This window comes from Photorhabdus caribbeanensis, assembly GCF_018448885.1.
GTDB classification, from domain to species: domain Bacteria; phylum Pseudomonadota; class Gammaproteobacteria; order Enterobacterales; family Enterobacteriaceae; genus Photorhabdus; species Photorhabdus caribbeanensis.
In genome coordinates, this window is record NZ_RCWB01000006.1 from 34328 (window position 1) to 56808 (window position 22481).

A 22481-nucleotide genomic window follows, 5' to 3' on the forward strand; every position below is an offset into this window, starting at 1 on the left:
GACTATTTAAGGTACCCCATGGCTGAGTGGAACGGTGAATATGTCAGCCCTTATGCTGAACATGGCAAAAAAAGCGAACAGGTGAAGAAAATCACAGTTTCAATTCCTTTAAAAGTGTTGAGGATCCTTACTGACGAACGTACCCGTCGCCAGGTAAACAACCTGCGTCACGCGACCAACAGTGAGTTGCTGTGTGAAGCATTCCTGCACGCATTTACTGGGCAACCACTGCCCGATGATGCTGATTTACGCAAAGAGCGTAATGATGAAATCCCAGAGGCTGCCAAAAAGATCATGCGGGAATTAGGTATTGATCCTGATACCTGGGAATATTGATAGTGGCATAACGAAACCTCCTGCAAAATTCAGGGGGTTTTTTATATGGCTACAATGCAAAACGCCCGATGTAAAACACCGGGCGTTAGTATCAATTGGCCTGTTATTACGGACAGGCGCAATTTTGCAATTACTTGCTGACACCTGGAACGTTGAAACGTTTCTTGAAGCGATCAACACGACCACCAGTAGCAACATCACGTTGTTTACCCGTATAGAATGGGTGGCATTGGCCGCACACGTCTAGGTTCAGAGCGTGACCAACGGTAGATCTGATTTGTATTACATTACCGCAAGAACAAGTTGCAGTAACTTCTTCATATTTAGGATGAATACCTTTTTTCATGGGATAACCTCTGTTAAGGCCGTGTCGCTATCCAGCCCTGTTGCCGCCAGACACCACACGTCGTGTTGATAAAATGAGTTTGGTATCTTCCATACCAAAGGCGGCGGATCATACAGAAGATCTGCCTATCTCGCAATGAAATCCGTTTATTGTCTATGATACCCTATAGACAACTTTTGCTTTATTTATTGATCGTTCGGAATAATTTTATGGTTGTCGTTCAGGTTGCTCTGCCTGTCCCTCTTACCCGCTCTTTTGACTATCTGTTGCCCGCAGAGAGTCAATTACCCGTTGCAGGGATGAGAGTAACAGTCCCTTTTGGTAAACGTAAAGCTATTGGTATCGTTACCGGGATAGCTGACAACAGCGATATTCCAGCAGAACAACTGAAAACCATAGAATCTATTCTCGATATTCACTCCTTATTTCCAGAAAATCTTTGGCAACTATTACTCTGGGCATCCAGCTATTATCATTACCCCATCGGTGAAGTCCTGTTCCATGCATTGCCGGTACTACTTCGTCAGGGAAAACCCGCAGAATCAACCCCGCTATGGCAATGGCAAATTACTCCAACCGGTGCTGAATTACCGCTGGCTCAACTGAAACGCTCACCAAAACAACAGCAGGTACTGGCAACCCTACGCCGTAAAGCCATATATCGCCACCAGATTACAGAACTAGAACTGAGCGAAAGCGCTTTCCAGTCGCTCAAAAAGAAGTCACTTATCGATTTATACCCTGTGCGACCTGAATCTGAGAACTGGCGAAATCACTTCCAAGTCACCGGCGAACGCCTGAAATTGAATACCGAACAAGCCACAGCAGTTGGTGCTATCCGTGCAGAAGACCAGCAATTTTCTCCCTGGCTACTGGCGGGCATCACCGGATCAGGTAAAACAGAAGTTTATCTCAGTGTGCTGGAGAATATTTTGGCACAAGGTAAACAAGCGCTGATACTTGTACCAGAAATTGGCCTGACACCACAAACCATCCGTCGTTTCCGTGAACGTTTCAACGCACCGGTTGATGTTCTTCATTCAGCTCTGAATGACAGTGAACGCCTTGCTGTATGGCTACGGGCGCAACAGGGTGAGAACGCAATTGTCATTGGTACACGTTCAGCCCTATTTACCCCTTTCGCCTGTCTTGGCATCATCATTATTGATGAAGAGCATGATAATTCTTATAAGCAACAAGAGGGCTGGCGTTATCATGCCCGTGATTTAGCGGTATTTAGAGCAAAAAAAGAGAATATCCCGGTGATCATGGGTTCTGCAACTCCAGCACTGGAAACACTTTACAATGTGCAACAAGGCAAATACCGCCCACTAACATTATCTAAACGAGCAGGCCATGCACAACCAGCGACTCAACATCTGTTGGACTTAAAAGGTTTACCACTCAAAGTCGGGTTATCTCAACCACTCATAAAGCGTATTGAAGAACATCTACAAGCCAATAATCAGGTCATACTTTTCCTTAACCGCCGCGGTTACTCGCCTGCGCTACTCTGCCATGAATGTGGCTGGATTGCAGAATGTCAACGCTGTGACCATTATTACACGTTGCATCAATACCATCGTCAGTTACGTTGCCATTATTGTGACAGCCAGCGCCCCGTTCCCCGCCAATGCCCGCAATGCGGTTCTACCCATCTTCAACCTGTTGGCCTTGGCACAGAACAGCTTGAAGACGGTATTTCAGCCCTGTTTCCTGATGTACCCATTACCCGCATTGACAGAGATACCACCAGCCGCAAAGGAACACTGGAACAACAACTGGCTGACATTCACACCGGAAATGCCCGTATATTGATTGGCACCCAAATGCTGGCAAAAGGTCATCATTTTCCTGATGTCACACTGGTCGCTTTACTCGATGTTGATGGCGCCCTGTTTTCAGCAGATTTTCGGGCAGCGGAACGTTTCGCACAACTTTACACACAGGTTTCTGGTCGGGCTGGTCGAGCGGGTAAACGAGGAGAAGTGGTTCTCCAAACTCATCATCCTGACCATCCACTACTGCAAATTTTGCTCAATAAAGGTTATGATGCTTTCGCTATTCAAGCTATGGATGAGCGTAAAAGTGTGTTGTTGCCGCCATTTACCAGCCATATTATCTTACGGTCAGAAGATCACGATAATCAGCAAGCATCTGCTTTTTTACAGCAATCGCGCCTGCTTTTTGAACACCATCCTTTACGGGATGATAATTTATGGATCATGGGTCCGGTTCCTGCGTTACAGTCAAAAAGAGGTGGTCGTTATCGTTGGCAACTATTAATTCAACATCCATCCAGAACTTTTTTACAAAAAATCATGGCGATGGTTTATCCACAAATAACAACTTTGCCACAAACTCGAAAAGTGAAATGGAATATTGATGTTGATCCAACAGACAGTTAGTGATTAATTGCCTCTATTTTAAAACACATAACCTGAGCAGATTAAACATACTCTTATTTACTATTTCAAAAATCACATCTGACAATCAGTAATCAATGAAAAATTATTCACTAATTTGCGAGCCATATCGAATAAATGATTTATATCACACTTTTTTACAAACTAAGGAATAAACGAATTTGCCAAACTGTTTAGAATGATCCCTTAATAACATTGTCATAACCTTAAACCGCATGTCATTACTTTTCTTAAAGTCACTGACGGTTTCCCGGCAACCAGAAAATGACAATCATTTAACTAACCCGTCAGGAAATGAGGAGTGAGTTTTGGAGCAGAAAAAGAATGGCACCTCCGCAACAATGAAAGATGTCGCTGAAGTGGCTGGCGTTTCTACCGCTACAGTATCAAGAACACTCATGAATCCAGAAAAGGTTTCTTCCCAAACCCGACAAAAAGTGGAACAAGCTGTATTGGCTGTGGGTTATTACCCAAGTAACTTATCCCGTAATCTTAAACGCGGTGAGTCAAAAACTATTTTAGTGATAGTACCAAATATCAGCGATCCCTTTTTCACTGATGTGATTTGCGGCATTGAAGAGACAGCAGCACAACATGGCTATCTGGTTTTAATCGGTGATTGCCAACATCAGCAAAAACAGGAACACGCGTTTCTCAACCTGATTGTCACCAAACAAATTGATGGTCTGTTGTTACTGGGTTCTAATATCCCGTTTGATGCCAGCAAAGAAGAACAAAAAAACTTACCACCTATGGTAATGGCAAACGAATTTGCACCAGAGCTAGAGCTGCCGACTATTCACATTGATAATCTGACCGCCGCATTCAATGCGACTCATTATCTGCAAACATTAGGGCATAAACGCATTGCCTGCCTCTCTGGTCCGGAAAATATACCGATTTGTCGCTATCGTCTCCAGGGATATATCCAAGCACTGCGTCGCTCTGGCGGTACAATTCGTGAAGATTATATTGTCCAAGGTAATTTTACCCATGAAAGCGGCGCAAAGTTGACCGAACAGCTCCTCTCTCTGCTAGATCCTCCTACCGCCATCTTCTGCCATAGCGATGTTATGGCGATTGGCGTGATGTGGCAGGCTAAAAGAATGGGCTTAAAAATACCGGAAGATTTATCCATCATTGGGTTTGATAACTTAAGTCTCGCCATGTACAGCGATCCGCCATTAACAACCGTTGGCCAACCCCGTTATCAAATTGGCCATAAGGCAATGTTACTGTTGCTAGATCAAATTCAGGGCCATGCAACATCTGGCGGTTCTCAGTTACTGGAATCGGAATTAATTATTCGGCAAAGCACCTGTTCGCCTAAAAGCTAGGCAAATAACCGCAGGTTAAGTAACATATCGTTTATTTTCTTTTACTTAAATTACTCAGCGAATTAGACAGTGGCACAACGAGATTATGTGAGTCGCGGGCGTTCAAACACCCGCCGTAAAAATACTGATAAGAAAAAATACCAAGCCCAGGGGCTGCCAAAAGCAACGCTAGCCGTCGCAGTAGCATTAGTCGTTATCTTTATTGGCGGCCTTTACTTTATTACCCACAACAAACAGAAAAGCGAACCAGAAGTAGTGCCAAAACATTCTCAACAAAACAGTGGATTACCGCCAAAACCAGAAGAACGCTGGCGCTATATCAAAGAATTGGAAAATCGTCCCGTTGGCATCGAGACACCACGAGATCCCTCATCTGGGGGGCAAATCAATTCACAAACTCAGCTAACCGCCGAGCAACGGCAGTTACTTGAACAAATGCAGGCAGATATGCGCCAACCGGCAACTTCGCTGCCAGAAGTGCCATACAATGGCGTTCAAGTGCCACGTTCACAAGTGATCATCAAGCCATCAGAGGAGACACAACAACCGCAGGAAACAAGACCACAACCACAGCCTCAACAAACGTTACCACAACAACCAATGCAGACTCAGCCAGTTCAGCCACAAACTCTACCACCGGCTGAAACCAGTAAACCTAAACCTGTAGAAAAGGCACAGCGTATGATTTTGCAATGTGGTTCATTCCGTAATATGGACCAAGCTGAATCAGTACGTGCCAATCTGGCATTTGCGGGCATTGAAAGCCAGATCACGACGGGAGACGGCTGGCACCGTGTTGTTCTTGGTCCCTACAGTAAAAATACCGCAGAAAAAATGCGGGAACGTCTGAAAGGTGTTGGTGTATCAGGTTGCATTCTCCGTGTTACTGGGGGTTGAAAAATTATAATTCTCCCCCATCTACTGCTAAGCACCGTGCACACGGTATTTTCGATAGCCGTATACACTGTCGAAAGTACCGTGCGTCACATTTATCTATTTTTGTAACCAAGGGCTTACTCGTGACTACAATCGTAAGTGTTCGCCGTAATGGCCAAGTCGTAATCGGTGGTGATGGACAGGCAACGATGGGTAATACCGTCATGAAAGGCAATGTCCGTAAAGTTCGCCGCCTCTATAATGACAAAGTAATCGCGGGTTTTGCCGGCGGTACAGCAGACGCGTTTACTCTGTTTGAACTGTTTGAACGTAAACTTGAAATGCACCAAGGGCATCTAACCAAAGCCGCGGTTGAGCTTGCTAAAGACTGGCGCACTGATCGCATGCTACGCAAACTGGAAGCACTGCTGGCAGTCGCAGATGAAAATACCTCCCTGATCATTACAGGTAACGGCGATGTCATTCAGCCAGAAAATGACCTGATTGCCATTGGTTCCGGCGGTCCGTTCGCCCAATCCGCCGCACGGGCAATGCTGGAAAATACCGATCTCAGCGCCAGACAAATTGCAGAAAAAGCGCTAACAATTGCCGGTGATATCTGTATTTACACCAACCATAATCACAACTTCGAAGAACTTCCTTCAAAAGCGTAAGGGTAGATAGTATGTCTGAAATGACTCCACGCGAAATTGTCAGCGAACTTGACAAACACATTATTGGTCAGGACAAAGCGAAACGCGCTGTAGCTATCGCACTCCGTAACCGCTGGCGTCGTATGCAGCTAGATGAAACGCTGCGCTACGAAGTCACGCCTAAAAATATCCTGATGATTGGTCCGACTGGGGTAGGTAAAACCGAAATCGCCCGTCGCCTGGCAAAACTGGCAAATGCGCCATTTATCAAAGTCGAAGCGACCAAATTCACCGAAGTTGGCTATGTTGGTAAAGAAGTCGACTCTATCATCCGTGATCTGACCGATGCCGCGGTTAAAATGGTTCGCCTGCAATCCATTGAACAAAACCGTTATCGGGCAGAAGAACTGGCAGAAGAGCGTATTCTTGATGTCCTGATCCCACCAGCAAAAAATAACTGGGGACAAACGGAGACGCAAGTCGAACCATCGGCCGCACGCCAGGCATTCCGTAAGAAACTACGTGAAGGTCAACTTGATGATAAAGAAATTGAGATTGATGTTGCTACCACACCTGTAGGTGTCGAGATCATGGCGCCTCCGGGCATGGAAGAGATGACGAATCAGTTGCAATCTATGTTCCAGAACCTTGCTGGTCAGAAACACAAATCTCGTAAGCTAAAAATCAAAGATGCTTTCAAGCTACTGGTCGAAGAAGAAGCTGCTAAACTGGTTAACCCAGAAGAATTGAAACAACAGGCCATTGATGCCGTTGAACAACACGGCATTGTCTTCATTGATGAAATCGACAAAATCTGTAAACGCGGTCAAACATCAGGCCCTGATGTTTCTCGTGAAGGCGTTCAGCGTGACCTGTTGCCACTAGTGGAAGGTTGTACGGTATCCACTAAACACGGCATGGTAAAAACAGATCACATCCTGTTTATCGCCTCAGGTGCATTCCAGGTTGCTAGCCCTTCCGATTTGATCCCTGAATTACAAGGGCGTTTGCCAATCCGCGTGGAACTACAAGCATTAACCACAGAAGATTTTGAGCGTATTCTGACTGAACCAAGCGCATCTCTGACAGAACAATATAAAGCTCTTATGGCAACAGAAGGAATGAACATCAGTTTCACAACTGATGGCATTAGCAAAATCGCTGAATCAGCATGGCAGGTAAATGAATCAACCGAAAATATCGGTGCTCGTCGCCTGCATACTGTGCTTGAACGGCTGATGGAAGATATCTCCTTCGACGCCAGCGAACGCCAAGGCCAGTCAGTTAACATTGATGCCGACTATGTTAAACAGCATCTAGATGAACTGGTTGCAGATGAAGATCTGAGCCGCTTTATCCTATAATCGGTGTATACGATTCCTGATCCACTATAATTTATAATTAATGATGGGAGGCTTGCCTCCCATTCGTTTTTTATAAACCTACAGGAGTAAGTGAACGCAGAAATGAACTCATCAACTTCTATTAGTCAAACTCAAGCATGGCTAGAAAGTTTGCGTCCTAAAACGCTACCACTCGCCCTTGCAGCCATTATTACTGGTTCAGCCCTCGCTGCCTGGACAGGGCATTTCAAGCTACCGGTTGCCTTACTAGCGCTATTAACAGCAGCCATACTGCAAATCCTATCCAATCTCGCCAATGATTACGGTGATGTTATTAAAGGCAGTGATACTGAAAAACGTATCGGGCCACTGCGCGGTATGCAAAAAGGCATCATTACCACCTCACAGATGAAAAAAGTATTGAAGATTATTGTCCTGCTAGCTTGTCTGTCTGGCAGTGCCTTGATTGCGGTTGCCTGTGAAGAACCCGGTGATATATTCGGTTTTCTGGTACTTGGCCTACTAGCAATTATTGCCGCAATTACCTATACAGTTGGCGCAAAGCCTTATGGCTATATGGGGCTTGGTGATATTTCAGTACTGATTTTCTTTGGTTGGTTAAGTGTTGCCGGTACCTATTATCTTCAAGCAGGTTTTTTTGACTCGGTTGTCATGCTTCCGGCTACAGCCTGTGGGCTTCTCTCTACTGCCGTATTAAATATCAATAACTTGCGTGATATTGAAGATGACAAACGGCATGGCAAAAATACCCTGGCTGTCCGCCTCGGCCCTAAAAAAGCTCGTTACTATCACGGTGGTTTAATAATTACAGCAATACTTTGCTTGGTATTATTCACCGCACAATACCTATCAGGCTGGTCAGGTTGGCTGTTCCTGCTCGCTCTACCTTGGTTGTTCAAACATATATGGTATGTACTTAATGAACCGACACCGGAGGGAATGCGTCCAATGTTGGGACAGATGGTTAAAGCGGTATTACTGACTAATATTCTATTTTCAGTTGGTCTTATTTTTAATTAAACCGCATTTGTGTTGTTTTTCCGGGAGGTGTTGTAACTTAATCATCGTGGATACCTGTTAACAATATCAATTTAATAATTGATGATTTTGCTAACATCGGCCTGAAAGGGATATACTTACTGTTCCATACCTTAACCAGACGTAAATCCTATGAAATATGATACTTCCGAGCTTTGTGACATCTATCAAGAAGAAGTAAATGTGGTAGAACCTATGTTCTCCAATTTTGGCGGGCGTACTTCATTTGGTGGTCAAATCATCACGGTTAAATGCTTTGAAGACAACGGGTTAATTTACGACCTGCTTGAAGACAATGGTCATGGACGCATTTTACTGGTAGATGGTGGTGGTTCTGTACGCCAAGCATTAATTGACGCTGAGCTGGCACAACTCGCTGTGCAAAATGGATGGGAGGGCATTGTTGTTTACGGTGCTGTACGTCAGGTTGACCAGCTAGCCGAGTTCGACCTCGGTATTCAAGCTATAGCCGCTATTCCTGCTGGCTGTCGTGATGAAGGGACCGGCGCAAGCGATATCCGGGTGAATTTCGGGGGCGTCACCTTCTTCTCTGGCGATTATTTGTATGCCGACAACACCGGTATCATTTTGTCCGAAGAGCCGCTGGGACTCGATGATGGCGAAGAAGATGAGATCATCTGATGGCAACGTATAATAGAATTAAGGGCGATTTTTTAGATCGCCCTTTTTGTCTGTTGGAAATTTGTAATTACTGAACATCTTCCATTTTGCCCAACAAGGCACGCAAACGTTCTTGCCATACTTGTTGCTCTTGTTTTAATTGCTCGTTCTCATGAACCAGAGACTCACGGCTGCTGGTGGCATTCTGAATTTCCTGAGACAAAGATCGATTTTTTTCTTTTAATTCTTCAATTTCCATTTGTAGCAGGGTAATAGTATCAATCGCCTGCTGAACCTTGGCTTCCAGCTTTTCAAAAACTTCAAATGACATTCTCGGTTCCCCCTTATAAGCAATTGTCTGATTGTATGTAGCCAATGCGCCCCTGTCTAGCAACATCCCCAACACATGAAAAATAACTCCAAATAAAAACCCCAAAGTGTCTCACACTTTAATTTTTAACAAAATAGCGGATAAATGCGGATTCGCTCATTTTGTTGACACAACACACACATTTCAATTTCGCTATTTCTCGTTTCCGCTCATTAACGATAAATTTACATAACCCTCCTTTCAATGCTGGAAGGCGAATAATAACTACCCCTCTAAAATCTTCTTCGTAGGATAGAATATATGAGCCAAACCACTAGCACGACATTAACCGGACAATGTATCGCTGAGCTTCTTGGTACCGCACTATTGGTTTTCCTTGGCGTAGGTTGTGTTGCCGCTGCACGTATTGCCGGCGCACAATTAGGTTTATGGGAAATCAGTATTATTTGGGGTATGAGCGTTGCGTTGGCTGTTTATCTCACCGCAGGTGTTTCCGGTGCTCACCTTAACCCGGCGGTGACGATTGCTTTATGGCTGTTTGCCCGTTTTGATGGCAAAAAAGTTATCCCTTTTATTATTGCGCAAATGATTGGCGGCTTTATCGCGGCCGCTCTCATTTACATGATGTACTACAGCGTATTCCTTGATTACGAACAGGTACATAATATCGTTCGAGGTACTCCTGAAAGCCTGTTTACAGCAGGTGTATTCTCTACTTATCCAATGGCGTCACTGTCCATTTCTCAGGCTTTTATGATAGAAGTTATCATTGCCGCTATTCTGCTCTGTCTAATTCTATCGCTAACTGACGATGGCAATGGTATCCCTCGTGGTCCTCTGGCTCCGTTACTAATTGGTATTGTAATTGCCGTTATCGGCGGTGCATTCGGCCCATTAACCGGTTTTGCTCTGAACCCGGCCCGTGACTTTGGTCCCAAATTAATTGCTTATCTGGCGGGTTGGGGAGATATTGCCCTGACAGGTGGACGCGAAATTCCTTACTGTCTGGTTACTCTGACCGCACCCATTATCGGCGGTATTGTGGGAGCATTTGGCTACCGCAAACTTATTGGTCGCCATTTACCATCTGATGTTCATAAAACTGAAGACCAGAAGAAAAAGAAAGCCTAGAGCATTACCAGAACAGGTTATTATCATGACAACAGAAAATATGATTGAGAAAAAGTATATTGTTGCCCTTGATCAAGGAACTACCAGCTCCCGAGCGATAATTCTTGATCACGACGCCAATATTATCTCAATTTCCCAAAGAGAATTTGCGCAAATTTATCCTAAACCGGGTTGGGTAGAACACGATCCAATGGAAATCTGGGCAACCCAAAGCTCAACTTTGGTAGAAGTATTGGCGAAAGCGGATATTAGTTCTGATCAGATTGCCGGTATTGGGATTACCAACCAACGTGAAACAACAATTATTTGGGAAAAAGAAACCGGTAAACCTATTTACAATGCCATCGTTTGGCAATGTCGCCGTACCGCAGACGCGTGTACTAAACTCAAACAAAAAGAGGGATTAGAAGAATATATTCGCCAGAATACAGGGCTGGTAGTGGACCCTTATTTCTCCGGCACCAAAATAAAATGGATCTTAGATAACGTCCCGGGTGCCCGTGAACGGGCTGAAAAAGGTGAGCTACTGTTTGGTACTGTGGATACCTGGCTGGTATGGAAAATGACCCAAGGCCGAGTCCACGTTACCGATTTCACAAACGCCTCTCGAACAATGTTGTTCAACATTCATAATCTGGAATGGGATCAGCATATTCTTGATGAGTTACAAATCCCGCGCTCCCTACTGCCTACCGTTCATTCATCTTCTGAGATTTATGGTCAGACCAACATAGGCGGTAAAGGCGGCACCCGAATTCCTATCGCAGGTATCGCAGGGGACCAGCAAGCTGCTCTATATGGTCAACTTTGCGTCCAACCGGGTATGGCGAAAAACACCTACGGGACAGGCTGTTTCCTGTTGATGAACACAGGTACAGATGCCGTGCGCTCCAATCATGGATTACTGACAACCATTGCCTGCGGTCCCCGTGGTGAAGTGAACTATGCGCTTGAAGGTGCGGTTTTCGTTGGTGGCGCTTCTATCCAGTGGCTACGTGATGAACTGAAACTTATTGCCGATGCCGCTGATTCCGAATACTTTGCCACTAAAGTTAAAAACAGTAACGGCGTGTATGTGGTTCCCGCTTTTACCGGCCTTGGCGCCCCCTACTGGGACCCCTACGCCCGCGGTTCAATCTTTGGCCTGACCCGAGGAACCAACAGCAATCACATTATTCGTGCAACATTGGAATCCATCGCTTATCAGACCCGAGATGTACTGGACGCTATGCAAGCTGATGCTGGCACCCGACTGCAAGCACTGCGGGTAGATGGCGGTGCTGTTGCCAATAACTTCCTGATGCAATTCCAATCAGATATCCTTGGCACTCGTGTAGAACGCCCAGTGGTGCGTGAAAGCACTGCATTGGGCGCAGCATTCCTCGCGGGATTGGCGGTTGGTTACTGGAAAGACCTTGATGAAGTAAAAAGCAAAGCCACCATTGAAAAAGAGTTCCGTCCGGGCATTGAAACCACCGAACGAAATTACAAATATAATGGCTGGAAAAAGGCGGTTGCCCGCGCACAGGACTGGGAAGATAAAAGCTAGGATTTGCTGAAAATAAAGAAAGGGGGGAATGAATACCCCCTTTCTTTAACTGCTTGATTAAACGACATGTCCGTGACGCTGCATCCTATGCGCCAATGGTAGCCAACAAATCAGGATCAAAACTGACGTAAAGAACATCAGCATACCCACGCTGAATTGATTATTTTGCGGCAACATTGCGGATAACCAAGTTGCCAAACCAGAGCCAACATTCTGCAAACCGCCGACCAACGCCCCTGCTGCACCTGCCAGATAAGGAAATGGCTCCATTGCCCCGGTTGTTGCCAGAGGAAATAACATCCCTGCACCAAAGAAAAAGAGCGCGGCAGGCACCAATAGCGTCCAAATATTCATGACGCCGAACCATCCAGGCAACCACATCAACACACCGGCCAATAAACAGCAAACCACCGAATGCCACATCAAATTATAAAAAGTTCTTCCTTCTCGCCCGGCATACCACGCGCCAAAGAAAGCTGCGGGAATTGGCAAAATAAACAAGATACTGACGGTAATACTGTTTAACCCAAGCACTCCACCCATCAGCACACCACTACAGGCTTCAAAGACCGCAATCCCTGACAGACCACCAATTAACATCACCAAATAAGCAGTAAACGAGCTATTTGATAACAGTTGATGGAAAGAAGTGAGCATTTTTCGTTTTTCGGTTTGCTGTGGCCGGGTTTCCGGCAACTTGCAAAATACGTAATAAACGACACCAATACACAAAAGTAACAAAAACAGATAACAGGAACGCCAACCAAAGAAATGCGCGACCACACCGCCAATCATCGGCGCAAGTAACGGGCTAACTAAAATTCCCATATTCAACAAACTATTAGCATAACGCAGGGCAGTGCCAGTATATAAATCCCTTGGCATCGTTCTGGACATCACACCTGCAACCCCCGTTCCTAACCCCTGCAAAGCACTGGCAACCACCAACACATCCAAATTAGGAGATAATAAAGCACAGACAGTCGCAAACAGGAAAATTATCATACCGGTCAGGATAACCGGGCGCCGACCAATCTGGTCTGAAAGAGGGCCGTAAAAAAGCTGTGAAAGCCCATAAGAAAACAAATATGCAGCCATCACACGTTGTACAGAACCTATTGGTACATTAAAATCTTTAGCAATATCTGCAATAACAGGCACATAGATTGTCTGTGTCATCTGCCCTACAGCAGCCAGAGCGATCAATATCAGCAATAAATAAAAGTTTTCTAATTTTCTCATCGCATTCACAACAAGTTTATACAATTCATAAAGTCACAAGAAACCCCAGGCTATTAGGAAATGGCCTGTATTCTCTTACTCCACTAATGTGACTAACTTAACAAATTTAAAATATTTTGCGAGATAGTGCACAATTTTCTTTGCAGAAAAAATAACAGTTAATTACGCCATATTTGGCAACAAATATGTACATATAAAACTAAGTATTAATAAAATTGCGGTCAATTTTTCTATGACACAGAATCGATAATGGTATTTATCTCTATAGACTAAAATAATGACGTAAAAACAAACGGTTCGGGGATTTCTTTCAGGATAGGAGATAAGTTCTAATGGCAAACTGGGTTGCAGGAAAAGTCACACAAGTTATTCACTGGACGAATACCTTATTCAGCATCAAGATGCATGCACCGGTTGAAGAATTCACCGCAGGTCAGTTTGCAAAACTGGCGATGGAAATAGATGATGAACGGGTGCAACGGGCCTACTCTTACGTTAACGCCCCGACAGATAATAATCTTGAATTTTATTTAGTGACGGTTCCTGACGGCAAACTCAGCCCGCGATTAGCAGCGTTGCAACCTGGGGATAATCTATTAGTGACAGAACAAGCCGCAGGCTTTTTTATTCTTGATGAAATACCTGATTGCAAAACATTATGGATGCTTTCAACGGGAACAGCCATTGGTCCCTATCTGTCAATTCTTCAACAAGGGGACTACCTGGAAAGATTTGAGAACATCGTATTGGTGCATGCAGTCAGACTAACACAAGATTTAAGCTATCTGCCCTTAATGCAGCAATTAGTTGAACGTCTCAATGGCAAGCTACGAATTCAAACTATTGTCAGCCGTGAACAAAACCCCGGCTCATTGACTGGCCGTATCCCGACACTGATCGAGAACGGCGAACTTGAGGCGGCTGTCGGGCTTACGATGAACAGTGACAACAGCCATATTATGTTATGTGGTAATCCTCAAATGGTGAAAGATACCCAACAACTACTAAAAGAGCAGCGTGGAATGACAAAACACTTACGCCGCAAACCGGGACATATCACCAGTGAGCAATATTGGTAATTTCAGTCATCTTTGGCAGAAATAAAATCCACTTTCTCTGTTGTTTCACCAAACCGGTTTGGCCCATCCGTACCACGGAATACACCGCAATCAAGCACCATCATTACAATGATCAATGTGGGGATAAAACGGCCAATCCCCCATTGCCAGAACGGCGCCATGCCACCCCAGTCAACAGCAATTAACAACCCTGCCAGTAATAAAAGCAGCGACCACCCTCCCCGCTTATTTCGATCATGCAGACGCTTAACCATCATTGCTGCTGCGGGATACATCACCAAGACAAGTGCAAAAACAGCATAGTGCATGATTAAAGAATTCATCCCCTGAATAGTCAAGATAACAAACATCAAAGCCAGGCAAACACCAATGCCAATCCAAAATTCACGCCGCCCAATTCGCCCTTTGAATGAAAAACCCCATTGTTGTAATGTCATCTATTCCTTTCCAATCGTGTATTCTATTTCTCAGCGCAGTTTAACCTAAGCGAGCGGCAACATGAAAATGGACGTTAATAAATTTCTAGTCATAATATTAGCGGCAAGCAGCATCGGTTTGCCGTTGGTAGCCAATGCGGATAAATACACAGCCACAGAACCCACAGTACAAGCAACCTATCTTCTACCGAATGCTCCCTCTTTCGATGAAACCATACCGCGATTTCGCGAAAAATATAACCGCCGCAACCCAACATTGCCACTACGCGAGTATCGGGTAATCATCAGTAAAAACATTTATCTGCCACTGACACGAGCTGCCAGCAGAATCAATGAAAAACTTTATTCTTCCGCCGTACTTGAACGAGGAAGCGAAAAAATCAAAAGCTTGCAACTGACATTATTACCATCAGAAAGCGAAACAGAAACACAGAAAAACCATATTCTGGCAGAACAATACATGATAGCCCTGATGCGCCACTTTAACCCGACTATTTCACAGGAACAAAGCAAAGAGAATATTGATAACTTGCTCAGAAACAGCAAAAAATCGTCATTTTACAGCCACAACATCGGCGCCATTCGCTATATTGTGGTAAATAGTAGCGAAAAAACGCTTACTTTCGCCATTGAACCGATTAAGCTATGGTTATCTGAACCTGATGACTAATCAAATTTAGTAATAAAAAAAAGCTATTGTTTGCAATGATCACTATACTGTGGAGCATTGATCTACCGTAATTGGTCCTAAATTCAGCTCACTACTTAAACTTCTCTGGTTGGAGGAAAAAACATGCGACATCCATTGGTGATGGGTAACTGGAAATTGAATGGCAGTACCCATATGGTAAACGAACTTATCACTGGCCTGCGTAAAGAATTAAGCAGTATTACCGGCTGTGACGTCGCTATCGCGCCACCAGCACTTTATCTCTCTCAGGCTAAACAAGCGCTGGCTGGCAGCCGTATTGCTCTGGGCGCACAGGATGTTGACGTTAACCTATCTGGTGCATTTACCGGTGAAACTTCCGCCGCAATGTTGAAAGACGTTGGCGCAGAATACATTATCATCGGCCACTCCGAACGCCGTACTTACCACCAAGAAAATGACGAATTCATTGCGAAAAAATTTGCCATTCTTAAACAACAAGGTCTAATCCCTGTTTTATGCATCGGCGAAACTGAACAGGAAAATGAAGCTGGCCAGACTGAAACCGTATGCGCAAGACAAATTGATGCAGTTTTGAACACATTGGGCGCAGAAGCATTCCAAGGTGCGGTCATTGCTTATGAACCTGTTTGGGCAATTGGTACAGGCAAATCAGCAACACCAGCACAAGCTCAGGCTGTACATAAATTCATTCGTGATCATATCGCGCAGAGAGATGCAGCAATCGCACAACAGGTCATTATCCAGTACGGTGGCTCTGTAAACGCAGATAATGCCGCTGAACTCTTTGCTCAGCCAGACATTGACGGTGCATTAGTAGGTGGTGCATCTCTAAAAGCTGATGCTTTCACTGTTATCGTAAAAGCCGCTGCTGCTGCGAAAAAAGCATAATTCATATTTCAACGATAATTGACCGCCGTATACCTACGGCGGCTATTCATTTTCAGCGCTGAATAATCTCATCAAACACACCACCCGTCACAAAATGTACTTTTTGCGCTTTTCCCCAACCACCGAATACCTTATCGACAGTAAATAATTCTAACGCAGGAAAAGAAGATCGGTACTTATCGGCAACTGTTTTATCACGTGGTCGATAATAGTTTTTAGCCGCTATCTCCTGTCCAACGGGAGAGTAAAGGTATTGCAGATATTCTGTTGCTAACTCACGGCTATGACGTTTATCAACGACCTTATCAACGACAGAAACCGTCGGCTCAGCCAAAATTGAAAGGCTAGGTGTCACAATTTCAAATTTATCTTTATCGAGCGCATTAATCGCCAATAATGCCTCATTCTCCCAGGCAATTAATACATCACCGATTCCACGCTCAACAAAAGTATTGGTAGCCCCTCTTGCGCCAGAATCGAGCACTTCAACATTCTGGTAAAGGGCTTTAACAAACGCTTTCGCTTTGCCCTGATCCTGATTGTTATGAATCAATCCATAACCCCATGCAGCCAGATAATTCCAACGTGCACCGCCCGATGTTTTTGGATTAGGCGTCACAACAGATACACCTGGGCGAATTAAATCTGACCAGTCTTTAATCTGTTTTGGATTACCTTTCCGCACTAAAAAAACAATGGTTGAAGTATAAGGGGCTGAATTCTCTGGCAAACGCTTGATCCATGCCTTCGCTATCCGGCCACGTTCCGCAATGGCATCCACATCATAGGCCAAAGCCAATGTCACCACATCCGCCTCAAGGCCATTAATAACAGAAGTTGCCTGTTTACCCGAGCCACCATGAGATTGCCGGATTATCACTTTATCTCCGGTCTTCTGCTGCCAATAATCACTAAAAGCCTGATTATATTGCTGATATAACTCGCGGGTTGGATCATAGGAAACATTAAGAAGTTGAAGATCTTTTGCCCATACGCTGCTACTGGTAATCAATAGTAACGCCAATGCTACACGCCATCTGACTCTCACTTGAATCTCTCCACAAACTGTTTTTAACGGTTATGAAATTCAAGGCTGACAGAAAGCGTTATTACTCAGAAATAATTAAAAGCATTTATTTATATGTGTTAGGAATATCTAAAGATAAATTACAGCCTCCAACGAGGCTGCAACAGATTTAGATTTGCCGGTATTGACATGATCAATATAGCTTTTTCGCGGTTTCCAACCAATCCTGTTTAAACACGCGTTTCATATTCTGCACGGCATCAATGATGTCATGATGAACAAGTTTCTCGTTCTGAATACCAACACAACGACCACCATAACCTTCCAACAATAATTGAATGGAATATGCCCCCATACGGGAAGCCAGAATACGATCATAGGCAACCGGGGAACCACCACGCTGAACATGGCCTAAGACTGTGGCACGGGTTTCATGATGCGTCTCTTTTTCGATATGTCTCGCCAGCTCATAGACATCACAAACATGTTCGGTAATTGCAACGATGGCATGGCGTTTACCTTTATCGATCCCGGCTTTAATTTCAGCCACGAGCTCATCACAACTAAATGAGACTTCCGGCAGAACAATAAACTCACAACCGCCTGCAATGGCGGCCGACAACGTGAGATCACCGCAATAGCGCCCCATTACTTCAACAATGGAAATACGTTTGTGGGAAGTCGAAGTATCACGCAGACGGTCAATCGCCTCAACCACTGTTTCCAGCGCAGTGAAATAGCCGATAGTATAGTCGGTCCCTGCCACATCATTATCAATAGTGCCCGGCAGACCAATGCAGGGGAAACCCGCTTCTGTCAGTTTTTTCGCGCCAAGATAGGAACCGTCACCGCCAATAACGACCAGAGCATCAAGACCGTTTTTTCTCATGTTCTCAATAGCGATAGCACGAACCTTCTCATCTCTGAATTCAGGAAAACGGGCTGAACCTAGAAAAGTGCCACCACGGTTAATCATGTCGGATACACTAAAGCGGTCAAGTTTCTTCATGCGGTTTTCATACAAGCCAAGATAGCCATCATAAATACCGAAAACTTCCAACCCTTCGGTTAATCCCGCACGAACCACACCACGAATAGCTGCATTCATACCCGGCGCATCACCGCCACTCGTTAAGACACCGATTCTTTTGATCCCATTGCTCATGATGACCTCTGACTTGTAGATGTAATAATTGCAAACCCGCTAACGGCAGACTCCGTATGCAATCACTTTGCCTGAGAAATCTGCCTTTTTAACCTGTTACCACTTTAACCTGTTACCACCTAGCGTACTGAAACAATCAAGCTGAATTGATTCAACTTTCATATCATACGGTAAAAAACCAAGTCTGCATTCACATAAGTCTCTTTTTTGAGATCAAATTGGCTAAAAAGCCATTTAATTATGCTGCCATAGCTCTTAAGATCATCAATCAACTTCAGAGAAATCCTATCCTTAATATTCCCGTTCACACTGGACAAGGGTTACAGCATTTTTTGCTAATGCAGCGAGGTTGACGTATAAAATGAGGCGCACTTTACCGCTACTTCAACAATGGAAATACGTTTGTGAGAAGTCGAAGTATCACGCAGACGGTCAATCGCCTCAACCACTGTTTCCAGCGCAGTGAAATAGCCGATAGTATAGTCGGTCCCTGCCACATCATTTTACATGATTCACCATCACATTGACTGCTCCTCCTAATTACTAAAGGCAGTCATCAACAACACAGAAACCAGCACCGCAGCAATCCATACCACAGTGCTGATTCAGCATAATCTTTATTCATTACGTTGGTGTCTTTCCATCAGGTATAGAAATAACGTGTCAGGTGGAAAAATACCGGTGCCGCAAAGCATAAAGAGTCGATTCTGTCTAACATACCACCATGTCCTTCAATCATTTCACCGAAGTCTTTAATGCCGCTATCACGTTTTATCGCCGACATACACAAGCCACCAATAAAGCCCATCAACGTAATTGCTAACGACATCAAACCTGCCTGCCACGGAGAAAATGGCGTTACCCAGTAAAGTGACATTCCTAACAAAACGGAAGCCAAGATGCCACCGGCAAAACCTTCAACTGTTTTATTCGGACTCAACTTAGGCACAATCGGATGTTTGCCAAATAATTTACCGAATACGTACTGCAAAACATCCGACATCTGCACCACAATCATTAAAAACAGCAATAATTCGACATTCTCCCCTTCATAACCTGGAATATCCAACATCAATAAAGCGGGCGCATGGCTAATACAGAATACAGCAACTAACATTCCCCACTGTATTTTGGCTGTCCGTTCCAGAAAGTTCGTTGTATCTCCAGCTAATGCAATACGAGCAGGTAAAAACAGGAAAACATAAACAGGAATGAAAATAGAAAACACGCCATACCACTCAATACCAACGGCAACGTATTGCAATGGCATGAAAATAAAAAAACACCAGAACATCGCCTCATGGTCACTTCGTCGTGTTGGCGTCAAAGTGAAAAATTCCCGTAAAGCGAAAAATGACATACTCGCAAATAGTAACACTGAACCGATTGGCCCAATAATCACCGACAACACACAAATAATACACATCCCCCACCAACCACGAATGCGGGCATTCAGATTATCGATTGTCGCATTACTGTTATCCCTTGAATATTTTGAGGAGAGTATTGCACCAACAATACTGGCAATAATTAACGGCACGAACATACCCCCCAACAATAAGAGTAGTTTATTATTAAGCATAGTCATAATATTAACGCCTCCAATGCCTGACGAGCTCGCTGTAAAAAATCAGCTTTTTCCTCTTTTGCACCTAATTTTTCCAAAGGTTGCCCAAATGTTGCTGAACAAATAACAGGAACAACAAGCGCCGAACCTTTTGGCAAAACCCTGTTTAAATTTTCCAGATAAACTGGAATAAGCTCAACATCAGGATATTTCTTCGCTAAATAATATAAACCACCTTTAAATTTATTAATTTGTTCCCCACTTCCTCGCGTCCCCTCTGGGAATAAAATTAAAGATTCCCCTCGTTTTAATACATCCTCCATTGGCGTCAGGGTATTTCCCTTTAAACAATCCTCTCCTTTACGATCAATAAGCACAGCCCGAAAAACTTTATTAATAAAATATCTACGCAGATAAGTTTTACTCCAATAATCACGAGCAGCAACTGGATGCACCCGAGAACGTAATACCCGGGGAAACCCAGCCCAGATAACTAACCCATCCAGGTGGCTGGAATGATTAGCATAATAAATTCGGGAAGCTACCGATGGCTTACACCCAATCCAACGAATTCTCACTCCTGTTAACAAACGGCAAAGCCCAGATAGAAACGAACCCATACCTTTACTTACCAGTGTCACCTCTTGTGGTCTATTCATTACAAGCATCCTTCTCTTGTAATTCATTCAATATGACTCTGGTTCGCCGAACACATGTCCAGAGACAACCCAATGTGATAACGACTAATACTGCCAATAAAAGATACTGGCCCCATAGCTGAGGTAAAAAAGCGGCAACAATGGAACTAACGGTAATTAATGCCATCCGATGCTGTTTCGCCATCGGACCGAGGAAACGCTGAGGTAAACCACAAGTCCCACCTAACAAACGAATATAAGCGGTCAAAACAGCTAATAATGCGGCAATACAACCAAGAGAAATCGCAAATGGAAAAAGTGTTAAACCATACCCTACCCCAATCAGAATAAAAGAATCAGCAATACGATCAGGAAGATCATTAAAAACAGTACCGGTAGCCGTCTTCAATCCCCCTTCAACAGCAACCATACCATCCAATAAATTACACATTAGCCGACCTTGAATAAGCAAGGCGCCAATAATCAACAAAACTGAAGTCAACCAAAAAGACTCGACTAAAAAACACACGGCAAAACACACGCCAGCTAATACAGCAAAAACAACGCTGGCAACAGATATGCCATTTGGTGTCGCCCCTTTACATTGCAACCATTTAGCCATTTTACTGGCCCACACTGCATTGCGTGTCTTGATCGGACGCCGATCTCTTACCTCGTTACCAGACATATCTTTTCCCTTTTGAGCACAAATGAACAATCAAATCTACTTAAGTTAAATGAAATAAGATAAACAGGATTGGTTAGAATAACAACAATAAAAAAACCTGCCGGTGGAAGGAGGTAAAAACGGAGGTGACGTCAATCTTTCCTTGTTGATTAATTTGAAATAACAGAATTTATTTCAACAAACGCCCACATATTGACCACCAGAAAGCAGGGGGAAAGATAGAGATAACGTTCGTTTTCACAACTCAACACTATGTAATAAAAGGATTTAAAAATAAAAATGTCCACACCGTGACCACATCGATATACAAAAAAACCCTTCACATACCGAGGGGATTTTTTATAACTCAGTTTATTGTCAGACAAAAAAATGCTCCCAGTTATCTGGCTGGAATATTTTTTAAATTCACCTCAAAGTCTTTTACTTAAAAAAGCCCGGTTATTCTTCTGGAAGTGTGCAATATTCTGAGAATTTTTATATTTTCTATATCCTCATCGTAACGATAAAGCATGATGAAAGGAAAATGAGGGACAACGAGTTTTCTATAACGCTCATCTGGACTGTTACGAGCCTTTATGCCTATGCCTGCATATGGGATAACTTTCAGAAGTTCAGCCAGTTCCGAAAATTTCGTATCAATTTTATCAGCCAATAACAGCCCAGCCTGTTCAAAGAAGTAGAGATAAATTTTTTCCCAGTCAGTTTAGGCAGTTTCTTCCCATGAAATACGTATCACTTTATCCCCTACTTAGCTTATTACGCGGCAAAGCCATCCGGTGATAACTTTCAGAATCATCAATAAAATGAGCCAAGTCGTTTTCACATCGGTCAATTGCTTTCTCAATTTCCGCTTCTAACTAGTGAGCATGGGTATTTTTTTGATACTCACGTTCTTCATTCGCCAACTCTTCGGCTTTTTGTCTCATTAACTTTGTTAAATCTGTCTGATGGCGTTTGGCAGCTAGCATGGCTAAACGCTTAGTTTCTTCATCAATACGAAAACGAATCGTCTCCATTCATCCTCCTTAGTTCACTATTGCCTCAATAGCATGTTGTCACAACAGCAAAA

The 22481-nt window shown here is 43.9% G+C and carries 23 protein-coding genes and 2 pseudogenes; 13 read left to right on the forward strand and 12 right to left on the reverse strand.

From position 1 onward, the window contains the following. Positions 1–18 precede the first annotated feature (18 nt). Positions 19–336, forward strand: a complete 318-nt coding sequence (gene metJ / locus EAE90_RS06000) for a met regulon transcriptional regulator MetJ (RefSeq protein ID WP_036780112.1) — start codon at positions 19–21, stop codon at positions 334–336. A gap of 130 nt (positions 337–466) precedes the next feature. Here the strand turns inward: metJ and rpmE are convergent, their stop codons facing one another. Further along, complete coding sequence (gene rpmE / locus EAE90_RS06005; protein WP_214052729.1) at positions 467–682, reverse strand: 50S ribosomal protein L31; 216 nt, start codon at positions 680–682, stop codon at positions 467–469. A 209-nt stretch (positions 683–891) separates the two neighbouring features. On the opposite strand from rpmE, the gene priA reads away from it, so the two are divergent. The 7 genes from priA (at position 892) to rraA (ending at position 9018) form a co-directional block, all read left to right on the forward strand. Beyond that, the gene (gene priA, locus EAE90_RS06010) at positions 892–3090 is read left to right on the forward strand and encodes a primosomal protein N' (RefSeq protein ID WP_214052730.1); all 2199 of its coding nucleotides are present in this window, start codon (positions 892–894) and stop codon (positions 3088–3090) included. Positions 3091–3416: 326 nt separating this feature from the next. After that, positions 3417–4445: a DNA-binding transcriptional regulator CytR gene (gene cytR / locus EAE90_RS06015; protein ID WP_214052731.1), complete on the forward strand. Its 1029-nt coding sequence runs from the start codon at positions 3417–3419 to the stop codon at positions 4443–4445. Positions 4446–4514: 69 nt separating this feature from the next. Further along, positions 4515–5342, forward strand: a complete 828-nt coding sequence (gene ftsN, locus EAE90_RS06020; RefSeq protein ID WP_214052732.1) for a cell division protein FtsN — start codon at positions 4515–4517, stop codon at positions 5340–5342. A 122-nt stretch (positions 5343–5464) separates the two neighbouring features. Then, positions 5465–5995 carry an ATP-dependent protease subunit HslV gene (gene hslV, locus EAE90_RS06025; RefSeq protein ID WP_214052733.1) on the forward strand — a complete coding sequence of 177 codons (531 nt, stop codon included), beginning with the start codon at positions 5465–5467 and terminating at the stop codon, positions 5993–5995. An 11-nt stretch (positions 5996–6006) separates the two neighbouring features. Continuing rightward, positions 6007–7338 carry an ATP-dependent protease ATPase subunit HslU gene (gene hslU, locus EAE90_RS06030; protein ID WP_214052734.1) on the forward strand — a complete coding sequence of 444 codons (1332 nt, stop codon included), beginning with the start codon at positions 6007–6009 and terminating at the stop codon, positions 7336–7338. 102 nt (positions 7339–7440) lie between these two features. After that, the gene (locus EAE90_RS06035) at positions 7441–8358 is read left to right on the forward strand and encodes a 1,4-dihydroxy-2-naphthoate polyprenyltransferase (RefSeq protein WP_214052856.1); all 918 of its coding nucleotides are present in this window, start codon (positions 7441–7443) and stop codon (positions 8356–8358) included. 150 nt (positions 8359–8508) lie between these two features. After that, a complete protein-coding gene (rraA, locus tag EAE90_RS06040) occupies positions 8509–9018 on the forward strand; it encodes a ribonuclease E activity regulator RraA (protein WP_214052735.1) in 510 nt (169 codons plus the stop codon). A gap of 67 nt (positions 9019–9085) precedes the next feature. On the opposite strand, the gene zapB is transcribed toward rraA, so the two are convergent. Next, complete coding sequence (gene zapB, locus EAE90_RS06045) at positions 9086–9328, reverse strand: cell division protein ZapB (RefSeq protein ID WP_214052736.1); 243 nt, start codon at positions 9326–9328, stop codon at positions 9086–9088. A 300-nt stretch (positions 9329–9628) separates the two neighbouring features. Between zapB and EAE90_RS06050 the strand changes: the two genes are divergently transcribed. Then, the gene (locus EAE90_RS06050; RefSeq protein WP_214052737.1) at positions 9629–10459 is read left to right on the forward strand and encodes an MIP/aquaporin family protein; all 831 of its coding nucleotides are present in this window, start codon (positions 9629–9631) and stop codon (positions 10457–10459) included. A gap of 25 nt (positions 10460–10484) precedes the next feature. Continuing rightward, positions 10485–12008, forward strand: a complete 1524-nt coding sequence (gene glpK, locus EAE90_RS06055; RefSeq protein WP_214052738.1) for a glycerol kinase GlpK — start codon at positions 10485–10487, stop codon at positions 12006–12008. A 57-nt stretch (positions 12009–12065) separates the two neighbouring features. On the opposite strand, the gene emrD is transcribed toward glpK, so the two are convergent. Next, positions 12066–13250: a multidrug efflux MFS transporter EmrD gene (gene emrD, locus EAE90_RS06060; RefSeq protein WP_214052739.1), complete on the reverse strand. Its 1185-nt coding sequence runs from the start codon at positions 13248–13250 to the stop codon at positions 12066–12068. A gap of 332 nt (positions 13251–13582) precedes the next feature. Between emrD and fpr the strand changes: the two genes are divergently transcribed. After that, positions 13583–14329 carry a ferredoxin--NADP(+) reductase gene (gene fpr, locus EAE90_RS06065; protein ID WP_214052740.1) on the forward strand — a complete coding sequence of 249 codons (747 nt, stop codon included), beginning with the start codon at positions 13583–13585 and terminating at the stop codon, positions 14327–14329. Positions 14330–14331: 2 nt separating this feature from the next. Here fpr and EAE90_RS06070 read toward each other — a convergent pair whose 3' ends face one another. Next, positions 14332–14766 (reverse strand): DUF805 domain-containing protein, encoded by a 435-nt coding sequence (locus EAE90_RS06070; protein ID WP_049584899.1) that lies wholly within the window; start codon positions 14764–14766, stop codon positions 14332–14334. 61 nt (positions 14767–14827) lie between these two features. Here EAE90_RS06070 and EAE90_RS06075 point away from each other — a divergent pair, with 61 nt between their 5' ends. Both EAE90_RS06075 and tpiA read left to right on the forward strand, forming a co-directional pair. Further along, the gene (locus EAE90_RS06075; RefSeq protein ID WP_422615980.1) at positions 14828–15436 is read left to right on the forward strand and encodes a YiiQ family protein; all 609 of its coding nucleotides are present in this window, start codon (positions 14828–14830) and stop codon (positions 15434–15436) included. Positions 15437–15559: 123 nt separating this feature from the next. Further along, positions 15560–16327: a triose-phosphate isomerase gene (gene tpiA, locus EAE90_RS06080; protein ID WP_214052742.1), complete on the forward strand. Its 768-nt coding sequence runs from the start codon at positions 15560–15562 to the stop codon at positions 16325–16327. Positions 16328–16379: 52 nt separating this feature from the next. Here the strand turns inward: tpiA and EAE90_RS06085 are convergent, their stop codons facing one another. From EAE90_RS06085 to EAE90_RS24640, 8 genes and pseudogenes are all read right to left on the reverse strand, one after another. Beyond that, a complete protein-coding gene (locus EAE90_RS06085) occupies positions 16380–17375 on the reverse strand; it encodes a sulfate ABC transporter substrate-binding protein (protein WP_214052743.1) in 996 nt (331 codons plus the stop codon). Positions 17376–17547: 172 nt separating this feature from the next. Then, entirely contained in the window at positions 17548–18519 is a 972-nt protein-coding gene (gene pfkA, locus EAE90_RS06090; protein ID WP_214052744.1) for a 6-phosphofructokinase, read from the reverse strand. Between the two features lie 380 nt (positions 18520–18899). After that, positions 18900–19022: pseudogene (locus EAE90_RS06095) on the reverse strand (6-phosphofructokinase); the annotation flags it as partial. A gap of 140 nt (positions 19023–19162) precedes the next feature. Beyond that, on the reverse strand, positions 19163–20107 hold the full coding sequence (locus tag EAE90_RS06100) for a phosphatidate cytidylyltransferase (protein WP_214052745.1): 945 nt from the start codon (positions 20105–20107) through the stop codon (positions 19163–19165). Then, on the reverse strand, positions 20104–20745 hold the full coding sequence (locus EAE90_RS06105) for a lysophospholipid acyltransferase family protein (protein WP_214052746.1): 642 nt from the start codon (positions 20743–20745) through the stop codon (positions 20104–20106). Before EAE90_RS06105 ends, EAE90_RS06100 begins: the two co-directional genes overlap by 4 nt. Then, a complete protein-coding gene (locus tag EAE90_RS06110; RefSeq protein ID WP_214052747.1) occupies positions 20738–21412 on the reverse strand; it encodes a CDP-alcohol phosphatidyltransferase family protein in 675 nt (224 codons plus the stop codon). Before EAE90_RS06110 ends, EAE90_RS06105 begins: the two co-directional genes overlap by 8 nt. A 424-nt stretch (positions 21413–21836) precedes the next feature. Next, entirely contained in the window at positions 21837–22100 is a 264-nt protein-coding gene (locus EAE90_RS06115) for a type II toxin-antitoxin system RelE/ParE family toxin (protein ID WP_214052857.1), read from the reverse strand. A 49-nt stretch (positions 22101–22149) separates the two neighbouring features. Continuing rightward, positions 22150–22428: pseudogene (locus EAE90_RS24640) on the reverse strand (damage-inducible protein J). Positions 22429–22481: the final 53 nt, after the last annotated feature.